Origin of the sequence: Nocardiopsis quinghaiensis (assembly GCF_008638365.1) — a bacterium.
GTDB lineage: Bacteria > Actinomycetota > Actinomycetes > Streptosporangiales > Streptosporangiaceae > Nocardiopsis > Nocardiopsis quinghaiensis.
On record NZ_VWVU01000024.1, the window covers coordinates 43,933 to 61,350 of the forward strand.

Sequence of the window (17,418 nt, forward strand, 5' to 3'; positions counted from 1 at the left end):
GACGTGTCACCCCGCCTGGCCCGCGACAGCGGGGAAGCGGGGTCTACGGTGCCGGTTCGGCACCGTCCCGACCGCTGCCGGGCACAGGGGGCGGCTCAGCCCCGATGGACGCAGAACAGAGGGCCGTGAAAGGCGGATATGTCGAACCCCGGAGAGGAGATGGCGTTCCCGGCCCGCTCGGGTCGGCTCCACCCCTTCTCCTCGTCGTAGCGGGTCCACCACAGCCGTCCCCACCCGCTGGCGTCCTCCTGGTGGAAAACGCAGTACAAGTAGTCGTTGTAGCGGGTGATCGCCGGGGTGTACGAGGTGTGAACGGGTGCGCCATCGGGGCCCTCGATCCGCCGGCTTCCGCTCCAGCGCCCGGACGCGCTGTCGTAGGTGAGCCAGTAGAGCTGGCCGTCCCCGCGGTCATGGACGCAGTAGAGGCGGTCCTTGAAGCGTTCGACCACCGGGGTGCGTGACGAGGTGAGTCCTCCCGGCACGTCCCGCTCTGCGCTCCACTCCCCGGAGCGGGTGTCGTGGGTGAGCCAACGCAACCGGCCGTCCTCACGCCTCAGGACGCAGTAGAGGCGTCCGTCGTAGACGGTGAGGGACGCGCCCGAGGCTCGCACCTCCCGGCCGTCGGCCTCCTTGACGACCTGGTCCGACGACCAGCCGGCCTCACCCTCCTCGGTGTTGTAGCGCGCCCACCAGAGCCGGGAGTCGGAGTAGGCGCGGTGGTGCACGTAGTACAGGTGGTCGTTGGCGTGGGAGACCGACAGCGGCCCGTAACTGGGCACGGGGGCACCGAGTGCGTCATGAAGCGCCCTGTCACCCCGCCATGAGCCGGTGTCCTTGTCGTAGACGTCCCACCACAGGGACTCGTCCTGGAACGTGTTCTGGTGCAGGCAGTACAGGCGGCTCTTGTACGCCTCGACACCGGGCGCGTAGGGAGACCACGCGTTCGGCACCTCCAGGTCCTTGGACCAGCCCGCGTCCTCCTCGAACCTGAACCACCGCAGCTCCTTGTTGAGCGACCTCGTCCAGCGGCGGCGCCCCGCACGATCCGGTTTGGCGTCCAGGCACGGGTCGCGCTCGTGCGCGATGCGCCCGTTGACGTAGGTGGCGGCTACGGCCCGGTCGTCGCCCAGGTTCGCGAGGGCGAAGAGCAGGTCGTCGACGGTCTCGCTCTCGGCCGTGCGCACGGCGAGCAACTGCGTGGCCGAAGGGTCCAGGACCACGAAGTCGGCCTCGTTGCCCGGGGCGAGCGAGCCCACGACCCCGTCCAGGCCCATGGCACTCGCCCCGCCGAGGGTCGCCAGGTAGAAGAGCTTGGTTCCGTCCATGGGCAGCAGGCCGAGCTGGCCCACCTTGTAGGCCTCGTTCATGGTCTGCATGAGCGACAGGCTCGTGCCCCCGCCCACGTCCGTGCCGAGACCGGTGTACACGGGGCGCTTCGGCTTCCTGGCCTCGCGCATGGCGAACAATCCGCTGCCCAGGAACAGGTTGGAGGTGGGACAGTGCGCGATCCCGCTGCCGGTGGCGGACAGGCGCCGCCACTCGCGCTTGTCCATGTGCACGGCGTGGGCGAAGACCGCCCCGCGCCCGAGGAGGCCGTGGTGCTCGTAGACGTCGACGTAGTCCTTGCGGTCCGGAAAGAGCGCGCGGACCTCCCTGACCTCCCTCGTGTTCTCCGCCAGGTGTGCCTGTACGAGGGTGCCGGGGTGTTCACTCCACAGTTCTCCGGCCGACCGGAGCATCTCGTCGGTGCAGGCCACGGCGAACCGGGGCGTGATGGCGTAGAGGCTCCGGCCGACGCCGTGCCACTTGCGGATGAGCGCCTCGGACTCCTCGTAGCCCTGGAGAGGGGATGCGTCCAGCAGGTCGGGGCGGGCGTTGCGGTCCATGAGGACCTTGCCCGCCGCCACTCGCATGCCCCTGCGGGTGGTCTCCTCGAACAGGGCGTCGACCGAGACCGGATAGGTCGCGCAGTTGACCAGCGCGGTCGTGGTGCCGTTGCGCAGGATCTGGTCGCAGAACAGTTTTGCGAACCGGCGGGCGTAGGCCGGATCGGCGAAGCGGACCTCCTCCGGGTAGACGTGGTTGTGCAGCCAGTCCAGGAGTTGGTCGCCGTAGGCTCCGATGATCCGGGTCTGCACATAGTGCACGTGGGGGTCGACGAACCCGGGCAGGATCAGCTTGTCCCGGTAGTGAACGACGGTGGTGCCGGTGGGAAGGCCGTCCGCCAGCTCGGTGTACGGCCCCGCCGCGGTGATCCTGCCGTTCTGGGAGACCAGGAGGCCGTCCTCCACGTACTCGAGCGCCTGTTCGCTGGAGGTGAGGAAGGGGTCGGTGCCGAACCAGACCAGGGAGCCGCGCACCGCCGTGGTGGTGGAGCAGCCGCTGGTCGCCGAGGGGGCGAGGGCCGGGGTGGTGCGGTCGTTCACGTCCGGCCTTCCTCGTGGAATCCCCTCAGCCGGTCGAGCTCGCACCTTCTCGCGATGCCGTGCGCCATGTCCGCGTCCCCTCGTCGATGTTCGCGGTCAGTAACCACGCGTACCCGGAACTCGGAGGGCAGAAAACGTCCACGTTCATCATCACCGCAGGTAGGAGCGCTATGCGGCATTATTTTCCTTCTGAGGTGCTGCTACGGAGAGAAACGGACAGACCGAAGTGCGGCGTTCGCCTCGACACGAAGGAGGTTCCACCCGAGCGGTCATGACCACTCGGGATCAGCACACCACCCGGCGCACCTGGGGAGATGATGCGCGGTGAGCGGACACGCACCGAACCAAGGGCGGGGCACCAGCGGAGCCAGGGCGGGACCGACGGACTCCGCGTGCCCCGGTGTGCCCGCCCCCGCTCCTGTGGACCCTGCCGAAACCGCACAGCATCAGTCGCGCGGCCACCTCAACCGCCCGGGGACCATCCCCGCGTGCGCGGGGAGCACGACTGGGTCGACCCCGCCAAAGGGCGGCTCACGGGACCATCCCCGCGTGCGCGGGGAGCACGCGAGCGTGACCGCGACCAGCGGGCTGATGTCGGGACCATCCCCGCGTGCGCGGGGAGCACCCCGGTCCCGCAACCTCTCGGCGACGTGGGCCGGGACCATCCCCGCGTGCGCGGGGAGCACATGCTTGCGTCGATCGTCCGTACCGTCGTGCCGGGACCATCCCCGCGTGCGCGGGGAGCACACGGGCTCTGAGGCTGCGGGGGTCTCTGGCTTGGGACCATCCCCGCGTGCGCGGGGAGCACCCGGGTAGCCGCGCTGGCGCCGCAACCGCTCCGGGACCATCCCCGCGTGCGCGGGGAGCACCGTGTCGGACTGCATCCGGGCATGGGTGGCCCGGGACCATCCCCGCGTGCGCGGGGAGCACCCGGGCCCGTGCCGATCCCTGACCAACGACCCGGGACCATCCCCGCGTGCGCGGGGAGCACGTACGACCGTGCCTGTTGAACAGCGACCACTGGGGACCATCCCCGCGTGCGCGGGGAGCACAAGCGCGACCAGTGGCTGGCCGACAACCCCGAGGGACCATCCCCGCGTGCGCGGGGAGCACGTAGTAGCTAAGAATGATGTCTAGATCATCTGGGGACCATCCCCGCGTGCGCGGGGAGCACGGGGGGCTGGAGTTGCTTCGGCCACGCTGGTTGGGACCATCCCCGCGTGCGCGGGGAGCACCCCACGCGTCGTACAGGGCGCGGGGTGCGTCGGGGACCATCCCCGCGTGCGCGGGGAGCACTTCTGGTCGGCGGCGCCTTCGTCGTCCTGGCCGGGACCATCCCCGCGTGCGCGGGGAGCACACCGTCGCGTGGCATTTCCGCGAGTCCGGGTGGGGACCATCCCCGCGTGCGCGGGGAGCACTCGGCGCTGGGTCTGGGGTGCGTTGCGAAGCCGGGACCATCCCCGCGTGCGCGGGGAGCACAGTCAACGACCTGCGAACTTACCAGTGGCAAGCGGCCGATTTTCCAACTTCTCGAAAATCAGACACAAATACCATAAGCCCCACTGACACCCAAACACCCCGTTATGACCTAATAGCATTCGCTCTGTTTGGTACCCCCGAGGAAAGCACACCACATGCCGTCGTGAAAGGCCAGGACGCCGACTTCTGGTGCTTGACGGCCACTGGGGGCACGAATCCACTCGTGAACGCCCGGCCTGGGAGTTGCACGGCCACGACCGTGCCCGCACATTCTCCTTTGGGCGCTGACCGCCCCCTGTGGCGCACTGCCCAGACGTGGCCAGGACTTCGTCCGTGACGCATACCGACGTCGCCCTTCCAGAGGATCATGCTGGTGACGAACTCGACGAACAGCCCCTCCTTGCCCCAGGAGTGTCCCAGGGGCGATCGACTCAGTTCTCGCGTGGCCACCGGTCCCGGTCTTTCCTTTTCTACTCCATTGGCACTGTCCGCCCTGGTTTTGGGGCACGTGGAGTACCAGACGGGCCATTTCCACAGCGAACCGCGCGCGGTACCGCGCCGGGAGGGACTGAAGAGACCATGTCGCACCACTCACCCGAGACACACACGCTGAAGGTTCCCGGGGCCAGGCTCCACTACGAGGTCCGCGGATCGGGACCGGTCCTGCTGCTGATCCCCGGAGGCCCGCAGGACGCGGGGGTCTACGACGGGATCGCCGAGCACCTGGCCGACCACTACACGACCGTGTCCTACGACCCGCGCGGCAACTCGCGGAGCCCTCTGGACGGCGAGCCGGAGGAGCAGCGGGTGAACGTGCACGGCGACGACGCCGCGCTCCTGGTCTCCGAGGTGGGCATCCCCGCCTACGTGTTCGGCAACAGCGCGGGCGCGCACGTCGGGCTCGACCTGGTGGCGCGCCACCCCACGCTGGTACGGGAGCTGGTCGCGCACGAGCCGCCGTGCCTGACGCTGCTCGACGACCCCTCCGAGATGATGGCCGGGGGCAAGGACGTCTACGACACCTACCAGCGCGGGGGCGTGGAGGCGGCGATGGGCAAGTTCCTGGAGCTGAACGGCCTGGAGAGCGAACCGAAGCCAGGTGATGGGGGCGCGCCGGCGGACAACCCGTGGCACCAGGACGCCGAGACGTACGAGCGCGTCAGCGGGAACTTCGACTACTTCTTCTCCCACGGGCTGATGCCCCTGTCCCTGTACGAGCCCGACGTGGACGCCCTGCGCACGAGCGGGGTCCCGGTGACGGTGGGCCTGGGCGAGGCGGACGCCGGCAAGGCCATCTACGACATGGGACTCGCCCTCGCGCTGCGGCTCGACACGGACCCGGTCGCCTTCCCGGGCGACCACCTCGGCTTCGGTCCCCACCCCGAGGCCTTCGCGGGCACCCTGCACCGCGTGCTGGACGGAGGCTGAGCGGCGCGCGAACAGCCCCGACCCCGGGAGCGCGGCTCGGGCCGGGACTCAGTCCCTCCGGGCGCCCTCGGGCCAGACGACGTCCACCGGCACCCCCCTGTCCCGAGCCGCCACGACGGCGTCGCCGGTCCCGCCCCGACCACCCGAGGGCCGGCCGTCCCACACCGCGAACAGCCGGTCCACTCCGTCCAGAACGGCGTTGTTGGCGTCCTCGTAGGCGGATCGGCCCGCTCTGCGGTGCGGCATGTAGCGCACCAGCGCCGAGCGCACGAGCAGGTCGTCGAACCGGTCCAGGTCGGCGGGCTTGACCCTGGTCTCGCGGTAGTCGGCCGAGGGCAGCACGACCTCCACCCTGCCGCCGGCGTCGAGGACGGCCTCGGCGAAGATCTGGTCGGCGCCGCGCGCCAGGCAGGAGACTCCGACGAGGCCGTCGTCGGTGTAGGGGGCGAGGGCCTCGACCAGGGCCTTGCGCACCAGTGCCACGCTGTCGGCGGAAAGATTCGAGTGACCAGTGATTCCGATCCGAGTCACGTCATCCCCTTCACATTTCGCTGATGGTGCAGCAGCGTACGTGACAACTCGTCGCGGACTTCGGCCACCTGCGGGTTACGGTGGTGCGCGGAGGACTCGGCGTACCAGTCGCCCAGGCGCCTGCGCACCCTGCCGGAGTCGAGGGAGGACTCCAGTGCCGCGGCCTGCCGCACCACCCGGGCGGACTCGGCGGGTTCGTCGAGCAGCAGGTAGGTGCGTCCGAGCCCCACGAGGTCGAACGCCCGGACGCGTTTCCTGTCCGGGTTCCTGGAGTGCAGCGCCTGGGTGATGTAGGCGGCGGAGGACTCGGCGTACCTGTGCCGGGCTCCCCGGTCGTCGCGGCTGGCGGCCAGGTCGCGGTAGCGGGCACCGACCACCCCCGACAGTTCGGCGTGGTCGAAGCCGCCCGTCCGGCCGGGCGCCTCCTCCGGGTCCTCCTTCTCCGAGTCCCCCGCCGCGAGGAGGTCCTCGGCCTGGACGACCGTGCGGCGGTAGGCCTCCGGCCGCCCCATCCGCGCGTAGGACCAGCCCTCGCGCGTGCGCAGCATGGCCCGCACCCGCGCGGGCGCCCCGGCGGCGTCCGCGCTGTCGAGCGCGAGGCGGCAGATGTCGAGGGCGTCGTCGGGGCGGTGCAGGTCCAGCATCTGCCGGGCCATGGCGGCCAGGACCCCGATGCCGTAGACGCGGTACTCGGGTCCCGCCTGGTGGAGCGCGCGCAGGGACAGGGTGTAGTACCTCTGCGCCGTCGGGTGGTCCCCGGTGTCGAAGGACATCGAGGCCACGGTCTTGGACAGCTCGGCCATCACCGCGAACAGCCGTGCCTGGACGGACGCGGACTGGGGGTGCTCGACGAGTTCGGAGACCTCCGAGAGCTGGCCGATGACGGCCTTGCGCCGGATGCCCAGGCGCCACCGGTCGTCCCAGTGCCGCAGCACCACGGTGGCGGCCTCGATACGGCGCAGCTCCGACTCCCCGATGGTGCCGCGGCCCCGGCCGGGCTCGGCGGCCCGGGGCATCAGCCAGTGTTCCAGCGTCTCCGTCAGCGTGGCGCCCACGAGGAGCACTCCCCCGACCGCGAATGCGTCTCTGCGTTTCATCAGGTCCTTCAGCGTGATCTCGACGATGTCCTGCGCCGTTCTGGACGCGGACCACGAATCGCCTTCTTCCACCGAGGTATCTGTCCAGGAAACGCCTGTCGAATACTCTTCGTCCACATCTGCGAGGCCCAATGTTCGGCGGGCCTGGGAGGGCATCATCAGCCCGTCGGCGATGCGCTGCCACGTCTCCAACGCGGTGACCACGCGTTTTCCCGACATGATCGCGCTCACGTGCGGCTGGGCCATGTCGACGGCGGACCCGATCGCCTGCTGGCTCGCGCCCGTGTACTGGCGCAGGAGTCCGAACAGGGCGCCGGCGTCCCGTGCGGCGAGCGAGGTGTGGACGTCGGCGCGGGACCAGAAGGACCGCGGCGGAGAGGGGTGGGGCGCGACCAGGGACTTTGCCATGCATACCGCCGGTGTATATCGGCACGGGATTCCGTCTTCGCTGGCGAATGGTGTTGTGTCTTGCGTAGTAATCCTTACCCGGAAACATCCGTTCCCGTAATGGACACAAGACCCTGATTTGCTCTGTTTCGTGATCACCCGAGGAGGAAGAGCGGTGACCTCCACCTCAACCGGCGGGCACGGCGCCGGCTCCGGAAGCCGCGGACCCCGGACCGACGTCCCCGCCGGCCGCGGACGTCGTCGGCACCGCGAGCGGCGCGGAAGGTGTCCGCGGTGATCCCCCCGCACCGGAGACTGGTCGAGGACCTCGCCGGACGGGGCGTCCTGCCCCCCGACTGGTACGCCGCCTTCGCCGCCGTCCCCCGGCACCTGTTCCTTCCGGACGTGATCGCCGACGCCGACACGGGCGGGCACGTGGACCGGGAGGTGGACGAGCAGGGGTGGTTGGAGGCCGCCTACGCCGACGCCCCCGTCGTCACCCAGGTCGACGACGGGGACCGCCGCGGGCCCGGTGAGCCGACGTCCTCGTCCCCGGCTCCGTCCGCGGCGGCCGAGGCCATGCGACACCTGCGGGCCGTGCCGGGGATGCGGGTGCTGGAGGTGGGCACCGGCAGCGGGTACGGCACCGCCCTGCTCTCGCACCTGCTGGGCGACGACGCCGTCGTGTCGGTGGAGGTCGACTTCGAACTCGCCGAGCGCGCCCGGGTCAGGTTGATGAGCGCGGGGTTCACACCGCTGGTGGTCAGCGGGGACGGCATGCAGGGCTGGGCGGGGCGCGCCCCCTACAACCGCGTGGTCAGCGCCGTGGCGGTACGCCGGGTCCCCTACGCCTGGGTGGCGCAGACCCAGCCCGGCGGACGGATCCTGACTCCGTGGGGCAACGCCTTCCACCACGGGATCCTGGCCGACCTGGTGGTCGGGCCGCACGGAACGGCCCACGGGAGGTTCGTCGGGCACACCGGCTGCGTGTGGGCGCGCGCGGACAGGGCCCCGCCCCACCTGTGGGAGGCCTGCCTCCGCCCGGACGCCGGCCACGCCGCCACGCGTACCCGGCTGAGCCCCGGGGACCTGGTCGGCGACCGCGACGCCTCCTTCGCCGTGGGTCTGCAGATGCCCGGCGTGTACCGGCGCGTGCGGCGGGCGGAGGAGAGGGGGGATCCCCGCTTCACGGTCCACCTGGTGGATCCGGCCACGTGGTCCCGGGCCTCCTGGCACGTCGATCCCGGACACGGGGAGTCCGGCCACGAGGTGCGCCAGTACGGCCCGCGGCGGTTGTTCACCGAACTGGAGGACGCCCACCTGCGGTGGGTGGAGGCCGGGCGGCCCGCGCACACACGGTTCGGGCTGACCGTCTCCTCCGAGCACCAACTGGTGTGGCTCGACGACGAGAGCTCGGTCCTCGCCTCATCGGGATGAGGCGGGACCGGAGAGCGCCCGTGTCCGAGGGGCGCGCACGCCCGGAGAGGTCCCCGCACCCCCAGACCCCCACCCCAGGAGGAACCGAGATGACCGTCCTGCCCCGGCCCCGGCGACCGATCGACCCCGACAGGCACTGGACGCCCCGCGTCTATCCCGCGAATCCGTACGCCGTCGGCTGGCTCAGGGCCGATCTGCGCGCCGACCTGGCCTCGGTGTCCGGGGTCCGGAGGGAACCGACCGCGGCCGTGGTGCTGTGCGCCAGCGAGATGTTCGCCAACATCGTGGCCCGCGCGCTGAACGGCGAGGGCCCGCAGGAGGTGGTGTGCGTGCTCTCCCTGCACCATTCTCCGGAGGGCGGACGCGTACTGCGGCTGTCGATGGCCGGTCAGGGGGCCTCGGGCGTCGCCGCGCGTGTGCCGTGCCCGGCGCCGGACGGCGGTCGGCCCGGGGACTGGCGCGAGAGCGTCCGGGGCCAGGGGCTGCTTCTGATCGACCACTTCGCCGCCCGCTGGGGGACCCGGCGCGCCGCGTCCTCCGGCGGGGAGGGCGGTGTCGTCTGGGCCGAGTTCGACCTGCCTCCGGCGTGGGCGTAGGGGTGCGGTGACGGCCGGTCCGCGGGCACGGGGCGCGCGCCCTCAGCCCCGCGGGGGCAGGGTGGCGGGAAGTCCGAAGTGCGCGAAGAGGGTGGTGTCGAAGAACATCGCCGTGTGGGTGACCGCCCCTCCGCGGGGGGACAGGTCCAGGACCTGGATGCTGAACGCCCGGTGGAGACCGTCGCCGCCGCGCAGGTACACCGCGAAGGCGGGCTGCCCGTTGGCGGCGGTCGGCACCAGCGCCATGTCGCCCGCGCCGCTGGCCGGGCACCGGGCGGCGATGAGACGGCCGATGTGCTCGCCGCCGCGCACCCAGGCGGCGAAGGGCGGCATCTCGAACACCGCGTCGGCGGTGAACAGCGATGTGATGGCCGGGATGTCGTAGGACTCGAACGCGTCGACGTAGCGTACGAGGGTCTCGCGCTGCGCGGGCAGGAGCTCGGACACCTTCTCCTTCTCCTCGCTGGGGGTCACCCGGGCCAGCTGGGCGTGGGCCCGCTGGAGCAGGCTGTTGACCGCGGGGACGGAGGTGTCCAGGGTCTCGGCCACCTCGGCGGCGCTGAACCGCAGGACGTCGCGCAGGATCAGCACCGCCCTCTGCCTGGGCTGTAGGTACTGCAGGGCCGCGACCAGCGCCAGGCGCACGCTCTCGCGCACCTCCACCACCGTGCCCGGGTCGTGGACGCCGACCAGGGCGTCGGGCACCGGCTCCAGCCAGGGCACCTCGGGCCGGTCGGCCAGCTCGCCCTCGGGCTCGGCGGTGGGTCCGCCGAGCCCGGTGGGCAGGGGCCGCCGCCGGCGCTTGTCCAGGGCGGTGAGACAGACCGTGGTGGCGATCCGGTGGAGCCAGGTGCGCAGGCTGGACCGGCCCTCGAAGCGGTCGTAGGCCTTCCAGGCGCGCAGGTAGGTCTCCTGCACCAGGTCCTCGGCGTCGTGCACCGAGCCGAGCATGCGGTAGCAGTGCGCGAACAGCTCCCGCCGGTACGGGTCGGCGAGTCTCGCGAAGTCCTGGTCAGACGCGTGTTCCACCACGACCGCCACGTTATTCCTCCTGTACGACAGAACACACGTTCCCGAACGGATCGGCGAACCACGCGACGACCGGCTCGCCGCGCGAGATCCCCTGCGCGTCCTGTCCGAGGCCCTCGTAGCGCAGCATCCGGACACCGCGCCGGACGAGTTCGTCCACGGTGGAGTCGATGTCGTCCACGCGCAGGTTCAGCACGGTGAAGCCGGCGGGCTCGTGGTCGGGTTTGGGGTAGACGAGGATGCCCCGCCCCTCCCCCAGGTCGATGCGGAGCAGACCGTGCTCCTCCATCCCCTCGACGGGGCCGACCGCGAGTCCGAGGGTGTCCCCGTAGAACCCCCTGGCCCTGTCGGTGTCGGGAACGGCGAAGGAGCCGAAGGCCCGGTTGCCGTCGAACATGGTGTCCTCCCCTACTCGCCGCTCTCCATGGCGGCGCGGTGCTCGTCGCTGAGCTGGATGATCTGGACGTAGTTGCCGTCGGGGTCCACGGCGGTGCCGAACAGGCTGCCGCCGCGGTCCTCCAGGGGCGCCAGCCACTCGGTGCCCCGCTCGTCCATGCGGGCGGCGACGGCGCGGGCGTCGTCCACGTCGAAGTTGAGGATCATGCGGACGGGCTCGCCCGCCTTGGTTCCGACGTCGTCGCGGCGGTCGATGAGCATGTGGAGGGCGCCGAAGCGCAGAACGCGGTAGCGGTCCACGTCGTTGTCGCCCTGGGGCGCCAGGACGGCGGCGTACCAGTCGTGCAGGCGGTCGGGGTCGGTGGTGGCGAGCAGGATGCTGTCGAGGCTGGGACGGTCCATGGTGTCCTCCGTCGGCGGTGTGCTGATCGTGCGGTCCGGATCCGGTTCAGGTCCGGCCATCGGTGCCGCTCACCCGTACCGACCTCCCGCCGGCCGCGGACTCATCGGCCTCCGGGCGTTTTCCCTCCGCCTTCTCCTCCGCCTCTTCCTCCACCGGATTCCCCGCCGGTGCGTCCACCGGCTCCCCCGTCGGTCCCCCCGGCGCCGGCGCCGAGCGCAGCAGGACGAGGGCGAGCGCCCCGAACACGACCATGGCCGCGAAACCGATCGCCCCGGCCAGGTTGAGGCCGTCGGTGAAGGCCTCACGCGCCGGTCCGAGCAGTCTCCCGGCCAGGTCGGCGGGCAGTTCCCCGGCGACGGAGACGGCCGCGGGCAGGGTCTGCCCCGCCTCCTCGGGCACGCCCTCGGGAAGGACCACGTTGGCGCGGTAGACGGCGGAGGCCAGGCTGCCCAGGACGGCCACACCCATGGCGACGCCGAACTCCCCGCCGGTCTCGGACATCGACGCCGCGGCCCCGGCCCTCTCCTTGGGCGCCGACCCCACGACGATGTCGGTGCCCAGCGCGCCCCCGGGGCCCAGGCCGGCGGAGGCCAGCACCAGTCCGGCGACGACGATGAGGGTGCCGTTCTCGACGGGGGCCAGGAACAGCAGGACGAACCCGGCGGCGGTCACGAACATGCCGCCGCCGATGACGTTGGCCCGTCCGATCCGCGCGGCCAGCGGCGCCGCGGCCATGGTGGCGGCGATCATCGCCAGGGCCCCGGGCACCTGCCACATCCCCGCGGCCAGCGGGGAGTGTCCGGCGACCATCTGCAGGTACTGGCTGAGCAGCAGGAACGTGCCGCCCATCGCGACCGCTCCCACCGCCATCGCGGTCAGGGCGGCCCCGAACGAGCGCTCGCGGAACAGTCCGAGGTCCAGCAGCGGGTCGGGCAGGCGCAGCTGTCGGCGTACGAATACCGTCCCCATGGCCAGTCCGAGGGCCACCGCCACGAGCGGGGCGGGGCCGGGTCCGTCCTCGGCGAAGGACTTGAACCCGTAGACGACCGGCAGGATGGCGGCCAGGGACAGGGCGACGCTGGCCAGGTCCAGGCGCCCGGCCCCGGGAGAGCGGTACTCGGGCAGGAGCAGGGGCGCGCACACCAGCAGCAGCACCATGACGGGGACGCCGAGCAGGAACACCGACCCCCACCAGAACCACTGCAGGAGCAGCCCGCCCACGACCGGGCCGACGGCGGTACCCCCCATGAAGCAGCTCATCCACACGGAGATGGCCACGGCGCGTTGGCGTGGGTCGGCGAACATGTTGCTGATCAGGGCCAGGGTGGAGGGCATGAGGGTGGCTCCGGCCACGCCCATGAGGACGCGTGTGAGGATGAGCGCCCCGGCGCTGGGCGCGAACGCCGCGGCCACGGAGGCCAGGCCGAAGACGGCGGCGCCGACCATCAGCAGACGTCTGCGTCCGACGCGGTCGCCCAGGGAGCCCATGGTGATGAGGAATCCGGCGACCATGAAGCCGTACACGTCCATGATCCAGAGCAGCTGGCTGCCGGAGGGCCGCAGGTCGGCGGCCAGGTGGGGCAGCGCCAGGTAGAGCACGCTCATGTCCAGGGACAGCAGCAGGGTGGGCAGTGCCAGTACTCCCAGCCCGAGCCACTCGCGCCTTCCCGCACGTGCGGGGGTCGGTTTCTCGCCGTTCATCGCGGCCTTCCTCGTCCGTCGGTTCCGCCCGGGGCGGTTCGTTCACACGTACGGACAGGATCGGCCGCGGGGATTCATCGGGTCGGGCAAAAAAGACCGGACGGTTTTCGGAACCCGCGTTGGCAGACAGCACTGACCTGGCTTGATAGCGTCGAGCGGCCATGCGTGTACCGAGAGTGCCAGTGGCGCGCCGCGCCGCCCGGCCCGCGGAAGAGTAGGGGAGGCACCCATGCGAGCCGTGGTCTTCGAGGACTACGAGCAGTTCCCGTCCCTGAAGGACGTTCCCAAGCCCGAGCCCGGCCCCGGCGAGGTACTGCTGCGGGTGGCGGGCTCCGGTGCGTGCCACTCCGACATCAGCGTCTACCGCCATTTCAGGGAGGGCCAGCCCGGGGCGCAGAAGCCCCCGTTCGTGCTGGGGCACGAGAACTCCGGATGGGTGGAGGCGCTCGGTGAGGGTGTGAGCGGGCGTGTCGAGGTCGGCGGCGCCTACCTGGTGTACGGGCCGACCGGCTGCGGCCACTGCCGCAGGTGCGCGCGGGGACAGGACACCTACTGCGAGAACGCCGCCACGGTGCCCCACATGGCGGTCGGCCTGGGGCGCGACGGCGGCATGGCCGAGTACATGACCGCGCCCGCCCACCACCTGGTCCCCCTGGGCGACGCCGACCCGGTGGACGCCGCTCCGCTGTCGGACGCGGGCCTGACCCCGTACCACGCGGTCAAGGAGGCGCTGCCGCACCTGGAGGGCGGCGGCCGCCACGCCCTGGTGATCGGTCTGGGCGGCCTGGGGCAGATCGGCGTGCAGATCCTGCGGGCGCTGACCGGTGCGACGGTGATCGCCACCGACCTCAAGGAGGAGGCCCGGGCCGAGGCCGAGGCCCACGGCGCGATCACCGTGGGGACGGGTGAGCGGCAGGTCGAGGAGATCCGCGAGGTCACCGGCGGCCGGGGTGTGGACGCGGCCTTCGACTTCGTCGGCGCCTCTCCGACCATCACCACGGCGGCCGCGGTGATGGCCCAGGGCGGACGGCTGACCGTGGTGGGGATCGCGGGCGGCACGCACCAGTTCTCGTTCTTCACCAACCCGTACGAGTCCTACGTCACCAACACCTACTGGGGCACGGTGGGGGAACTGTGGGAGGTGGTGGACATGTACCGGGCCGGGCAGATCCGCCCGGAGGTCGAGCGGTTCTCCATGGACGAGGCGCTGGACGCCTACCGGAAGCTGGAGGAGGGGGAGGTCTTCGGCCGCGCCGTGGTGGTGCCCGGCGAGGGCTGACCGGTCCGGCGCGTGTGCGGGGGCGCGGCCCTCCCGGGTTTCCCGGCGGAGCCGGTGTGCTGCCAGGATGCCGTGTGCACCGGTTAGCCAACCTGAGGAGGGACATGGACCTGGGAATCACGGGAAGGGTCGCGCTGGTCACCGCCGCCAGCTCCGGTCTGGGGCGGGCCATCGCCGTCGCCCTGGCGGCCGAGGGCGTGCACGTGGCCGTCACCGGACGCAGCGAGGAGCGCCTGGAGGCGACCGCGGCGGCGTGCGCCGAGCACGGCGTCTCCGCGCTGGCCCTCACCTGGGACCTGGCCGACCACGGGCGGGCGCCCGAGATCGCCGGGCGTGCGGCCGAGGAGCTGGGCCCGGTGGACATCCTGGTCAACAACACCGGCGGCCCGCCGCCCACCCCCGCGCTCGGGCAGGACGCCGGGCTCTGGAAGGACATGTACGGAGCCATGGTGCTGCCGGTCATCCGGCTCACCGACGCCGTGGTCGGCGGGATGCGCGAGCGCGGCTGGGGACGGATCATCACGAGCACCTCGTCCGGTCCGATCACGCCGATCCCGAACCTGGGCGTCTCCAACAGCCTGCGGGCCTCGCTGCACTCCTGGTCCAAGACGGTGTCCACCGAGGTCGCGGCGGACGGGGTGACCGCGAACGTGATCGTGCCCGGACGGATCGCCACCCCGCGCACGGACTCGCTGGACCGCGCCCGCGCCGAGCGCGAGGGCCGTCCGCTGGAGGAGGTCGAGAGCGACGCCCGCGCCGGTATCCCCGCCCGGCGCTACGGCAGGCCCGAGGAGTACGGGGCGGTGGCCGCGTTCCTGGCCAGCCGGCAGGCCGCCTACGTCACCGGTTCGGTGGTGCGGGTGGACGGCGGCCAGATCCCCTCCGTCTAGTGGGCCGGCCGGAAGCGCCGCCGGTGTGACGTGCGAGGCCCCGACCCCGGTGATCTTGTACTCATGGCGAGGTCCAACGCGGTGGTTCCTAGTGTCTGTTGCGACAGCCACTCGACCCCAAGCGCTCCAGACCCGCTGTGGGTACAAGACCACGGCGTATGGGGCGGACCGGTGTGACCGCCACCACGAAGACCCACCCGGGGGCGCGTCTTTGTGGACATCTGACCCCACTCGCCACACTCTGGGTCGATGAGCCTCAAGAGACGCCTCCAGAAGGTCGACAAGAAGGTCTACGACCGGGTGACCGGTATGGGGCCGCCCATCCTGGACCCCTACACGCCCAAGTTCGTGCAGGCGACCGACAACATGGCGCCCTGGTTCCTGATGTCCGCCACCCTCACTGCCACGGGCGGGCCCCGGCTACGGCGCACCGCCCTGCGCGCCATCCTGGCCGCGGGGACCGCCAACACCGTCTCCGCGGTGGTCAAACAGCTGTCCAACCGGTCCCGTCCGGACAACTCGGCCGTGCCGCGGGCGCGTTCCCCCTACCGCTCCTATCCCAGTACCTCCTTCCCCTCCGGGCACACCGCCGCCGCGGTGGCCTACGCGGGCGGGATCATGTCGGACGCGCCCCGGCCGCTGGCCGCGCTGGCCGTCACCATGGCGGGCGCGGTGGCGTTCTCCCGCGTGCACAGCGGCGTCCACTACCCCGGTGACGTGCTCGCCGGTATGGCCATCGGCTCCGGTGCGGCCCTGCTCGCCCGGATGGTGGTGCCGCACCGCCCCGAGCTGCTCTTCGGCGCGGGCGCGGTGCCCGAGGGGGAGGCGGACGTGGACCCCGAGGGCTCCGGGATGACGGTGGTGGTCAACCCGCGCTCCGCCGCGGGCGCGGTGCCCTCCCTGCCCGTCACCGACGTCACGAGCAGGGTGGCCCGGACGCTGCCCAAGGCGCGGATCCTCCCGCTGTCCGCGGAGGACGACGTGGCGGCGGTCATGGACCAGGCGGCGCGCACCTCCGAGGTCCTGGCGGTGGCGGGCGGCGACGGCACCGTCAACGCCGGGGCGCACGCGTCCCTCGAACACGACCGGCCGCTGCTGGTCCTGCCGGACGGCACCCTCAACAACTTCGCCCGCACCCTGGGGCTGACCTCGGTGGACGTCGCGCTGCGGGCGTTCACGGACCGGCAGCTGGCCCGGGTGGACGTGGGTGAGGTGGACGGCCGGACCTTCCTCAACACCGCGTCGTTCGGCTCCTACCCGCGTATGGTGCACCGGCGCGACCGGTGGGCGGACCGGATCGGCAAGTGGCCCGCGTTCGCGCTGGCCCTGTGGCGGGACCTGCTGGAGGTGAGCCCGACCGCGGCGGTGGTGGACGGCGAGCCGACCAAGGTGTGGTGGGCGTTCGTGGGCAACTGCCAGTACCGCACGCACGCCCGGGTGCCCGCGCTGCGCGAGCGGCTGGACGACGGATGGCTGGACGTGCGGGTGCTCACCGCCCGGGAGCCCTTTCCCCGGCTGCGCGCCCTCTCGGACGTGCTGCTGGGCCGGTTCTCGCGCGGTGAGGGCTACTCGGAGCGGCTGACCACGGGGCTGTCGCTGGCCATCAGGGGCGAGCCGAGGCTGCTGGCCGTGGACGGCGAGGTGATGGAGGGATCGGAGACGGTCGTCTTCACCAAGCGGCGCGCGGCCCTGCGGGTGTTCGTGCCCGCGCTCAGCCCCGGCCGGTGAGCGACGGGCGGCGGAGGCCGCGGCCGCGGTGGTTGCGGCGGGTGGCGCCCCGGTCGGCGTCACCGCCCAGCAGGAGGTTGAGTCCGGCCCCCACCAGCCAGGAGTCCTTGGCCAGGGCGAGGCCCTGCTCCGTCGGACGCAGGCTGTTGGGTCGACGCGTTCCCGGGGTGCGCAGGTACAGGCCGACCAGGCCCGACCCGAACGCGGTGAGGCCCGCGCCGGCGATCCGGCTGGGGACGACGGGGAGCAGCAGGGCGGCGCCCAGGGTGATCTCGGCGGTCGACAGCAGCCGCGTGAAGGTGACGGGGTCCACGTCCTTGAGGAAGGGGTAGGCGCCCGCCGCCATGCCGTGGACCCCCTGGGCGGTCTCCTCGTCGGCGCCGCGCTTGTCCAGCCCGGAGTTGAGGACGTACGCGCCCGTGGCGATGCGCAGGGGCAGATCGCGCGTTCTGAGAGGCAGTTTCATGATCGCTCCATGGCCTGGTCGGATCCGTGGTGTGGCGGTCGACCGGGGCGCCGGACGGGTGGGCTCCGACAACATCCCTTTTCGGTCGCTTCGAGTTATGAGAACGATACCGACCGCGGGGCCGGAAGGCCGGACACGACCCGCC

Annotated in this window: 14 protein-coding genes and 1 CRISPR repeat array; of the genes, 6 read left to right on the forward strand and 8 right to left on the reverse strand. The window is 71.9% G+C overall.

Annotated features, from left to right (window positions below; translation table 11 throughout):
- Window positions 1-95 precede the first annotated feature (95 nt).
- Window positions 96-2,426 carry a guanine deaminase gene (guaD, locus tag FYX01_RS21570; protein ID WP_150244228.1) on the reverse strand — a complete coding sequence of 777 codons (2,331 nt, stop codon included), beginning with the start codon at window positions 2,424-2,426 and terminating at the stop codon, window positions 96-98.
- Between the two features lie 474 nt (window positions 2,427-2,900).
- A CRISPR array of direct repeats spans window positions 2,901-3,905; the repeat unit is 29 nt; unit sequence GGGACCATCCCCGCGTGCGCGGGGAGCAC.
- Window positions 3,906-4,484: 579 nt separating this feature from the next.
- On the opposite strand from guaD, the gene FYX01_RS21575 reads away from it, so the two are divergent.
- The gene (locus FYX01_RS21575) at window positions 4,485-5,333 is read left to right on the forward strand and encodes an alpha/beta fold hydrolase (protein ID WP_150244230.1); all 849 of its coding nucleotides are present in this window, start codon (window positions 4,485-4,487) and stop codon (window positions 5,331-5,333) included.
- Window positions 5,334-5,381: 48 nt separating this feature from the next.
- On the opposite strand, the gene FYX01_RS21580 is transcribed toward FYX01_RS21575, so the two are convergent.
- Together FYX01_RS21580 and FYX01_RS21585 are read right to left on the reverse strand one after the other, a co-directional pair.
- On the reverse strand, window positions 5,382-5,864 hold the full coding sequence (locus FYX01_RS21580) for a hypothetical protein (protein ID WP_150244232.1): 483 nt from the start codon (window positions 5,862-5,864) through the stop codon (window positions 5,382-5,384).
- Window positions 5,861-7,369, reverse strand: a complete 1,509-nt coding sequence (locus FYX01_RS21585; RefSeq protein ID WP_150244234.1) for an NsdA family TPR-like regulatory protein — start codon at window positions 7,367-7,369, stop codon at window positions 5,861-5,863. Before FYX01_RS21585 ends, FYX01_RS21580 begins: the two co-directional genes overlap by 4 nt.
- 273 nt (window positions 7,370-7,642) lie before the next feature.
- On the opposite strand from FYX01_RS21585, the gene FYX01_RS21590 reads away from it, so the two are divergent.
- Both FYX01_RS21590 and FYX01_RS21595 read left to right on the forward strand, forming a co-directional pair.
- Window positions 7,643-8,785: a methyltransferase domain-containing protein gene (locus tag FYX01_RS21590; protein ID WP_150244243.1), complete on the forward strand. Its 1,143-nt coding sequence runs from the start codon at window positions 7,643-7,645 to the stop codon at window positions 8,783-8,785.
- Between the two features lie 89 nt (window positions 8,786-8,874).
- Window positions 8,875-9,381 (forward strand): ATP-binding protein, encoded by a 507-nt coding sequence (locus FYX01_RS21595; RefSeq protein WP_150244245.1) that lies wholly within the window; start codon window positions 8,875-8,877, stop codon window positions 9,379-9,381.
- A 42-nt stretch (window positions 9,382-9,423) separates the two neighbouring features.
- Here FYX01_RS21595 and FYX01_RS21600 read toward each other — a convergent pair whose 3' ends face one another.
- Genes FYX01_RS21600 through FYX01_RS21615 form a run of 4 tightly spaced genes read right to left on the reverse strand, consistent with a single transcriptional unit; the run spans window position 9,424 to window position 12,910 of the window.
- Window positions 9,424-10,422, reverse strand: a complete 999-nt coding sequence (locus FYX01_RS21600; protein ID WP_150244247.1) for a sigma-70 family RNA polymerase sigma factor — start codon at window positions 10,420-10,422, stop codon at window positions 9,424-9,426.
- A gap of 1 nt (window position 10,423) precedes the next feature.
- The gene (locus FYX01_RS21605; protein WP_150244249.1) at window positions 10,424-10,807 is read right to left on the reverse strand and encodes a VOC family protein; all 384 of its coding nucleotides are present in this window, start codon (window positions 10,805-10,807) and stop codon (window positions 10,424-10,426) included.
- A gap of 11 nt (window positions 10,808-10,818) precedes the next feature.
- Window positions 10,819-11,208, reverse strand: coding sequence for a VOC family protein (locus FYX01_RS21610; RefSeq protein ID WP_150244251.1), 390 nt, complete (start codon window positions 11,206-11,208; stop codon window positions 10,819-10,821).
- A gap of 46 nt (window positions 11,209-11,254) precedes the next feature.
- Entirely contained in the window at window positions 11,255-12,910 is a 1,656-nt protein-coding gene (locus tag FYX01_RS21615) for an MFS transporter (protein ID WP_150244253.1), read from the reverse strand.
- A 229-nt stretch (window positions 12,911-13,139) separates the two neighbouring features.
- On the opposite strand from FYX01_RS21615, the gene FYX01_RS21620 reads away from it, so the two are divergent.
- The 3 genes from FYX01_RS21620 (at window position 13,140) to FYX01_RS21630 (ending at window position 16,807) form a co-directional block, all read left to right on the forward strand.
- The gene (locus FYX01_RS21620) at window positions 13,140-14,189 is read left to right on the forward strand and encodes an NAD(P)-dependent alcohol dehydrogenase (protein ID WP_150244255.1); all 1,050 of its coding nucleotides are present in this window, start codon (window positions 13,140-13,142) and stop codon (window positions 14,187-14,189) included.
- 104 nt (window positions 14,190-14,293) lie between these two features.
- The gene (locus FYX01_RS21625) at window positions 14,294-15,079 is read left to right on the forward strand and encodes an SDR family oxidoreductase (protein WP_150244257.1); all 786 of its coding nucleotides are present in this window, start codon (window positions 14,294-14,296) and stop codon (window positions 15,077-15,079) included.
- 249 nt (window positions 15,080-15,328) lie between these two features.
- Entirely contained in the window at window positions 15,329-16,807 is a 1,479-nt protein-coding gene (locus FYX01_RS21630; protein WP_150244259.1) for a bifunctional phosphatase PAP2/diacylglycerol kinase family protein, read from the forward strand.
- On the opposite strand, the gene FYX01_RS21635 is transcribed toward FYX01_RS21630, so the two are convergent.
- Window positions 16,791-17,273, reverse strand: a complete 483-nt coding sequence (locus FYX01_RS21635) for a hypothetical protein (RefSeq protein WP_150244261.1) — start codon at window positions 17,271-17,273, stop codon at window positions 16,791-16,793. The genes FYX01_RS21630 and FYX01_RS21635 overlap by 17 nt on opposite strands.
- Between the last annotated feature and the right edge of the window lie 145 nt (window positions 17,274-17,418).

Excerpts from the sequence above, each read along its gene's own strand:
- FYX01_RS21575 (WP_150244230.1), top strand. The coding sequence starts at position 4,485 with ATGTCGCACCACTCACCCGAGACACACACGCTGAAGGTTCCCGGGGCC.
- FYX01_RS21585 (WP_150244234.1), bottom strand. The coding sequence starts at position 7,369 with ATGGCAAAGTCCCTGGTCGCGCCCCACCCCTCTCCGCCGCGGTCCTTC.
- FYX01_RS21595 (WP_150244245.1), top strand. The coding sequence starts at position 8,875 with ATGACCGTCCTGCCCCGGCCCCGGCGACCGATCGACCCCGACAGGCAC.
- FYX01_RS21605 (WP_150244249.1), bottom strand. The coding sequence starts at position 10,807 with ATGTTCGACGGCAACCGGGCCTTCGGCTCCTTCGCCGTTCCCGACACC.
- FYX01_RS21610 (WP_150244251.1), bottom strand. The coding sequence starts at position 11,208 with ATGGACCGTCCCAGCCTCGACAGCATCCTGCTCGCCACCACCGACCCC.
- FYX01_RS21615 (WP_150244253.1), bottom strand. The coding sequence starts at position 12,910 with ATGAACGGCGAGAAACCGACCCCCGCACGTGCGGGAAGGCGCGAGTGG.
- FYX01_RS21620 (WP_150244255.1), top strand. The coding sequence starts at position 13,140 with ATGCGAGCCGTGGTCTTCGAGGACTACGAGCAGTTCCCGTCCCTGAAG.
- FYX01_RS21625 (WP_150244257.1), top strand. The coding sequence starts at position 14,294 with ATGGACCTGGGAATCACGGGAAGGGTCGCGCTGGTCACCGCCGCCAGC.
- FYX01_RS21630 (WP_150244259.1), top strand. The coding sequence starts at position 15,329 with ATGAGCCTCAAGAGACGCCTCCAGAAGGTCGACAAGAAGGTCTACGAC.
- FYX01_RS21635 (WP_150244261.1), bottom strand. The coding sequence starts at position 17,273 with ATGAAACTGCCTCTCAGAACGCGCGATCTGCCCCTGCGCATCGCCACG.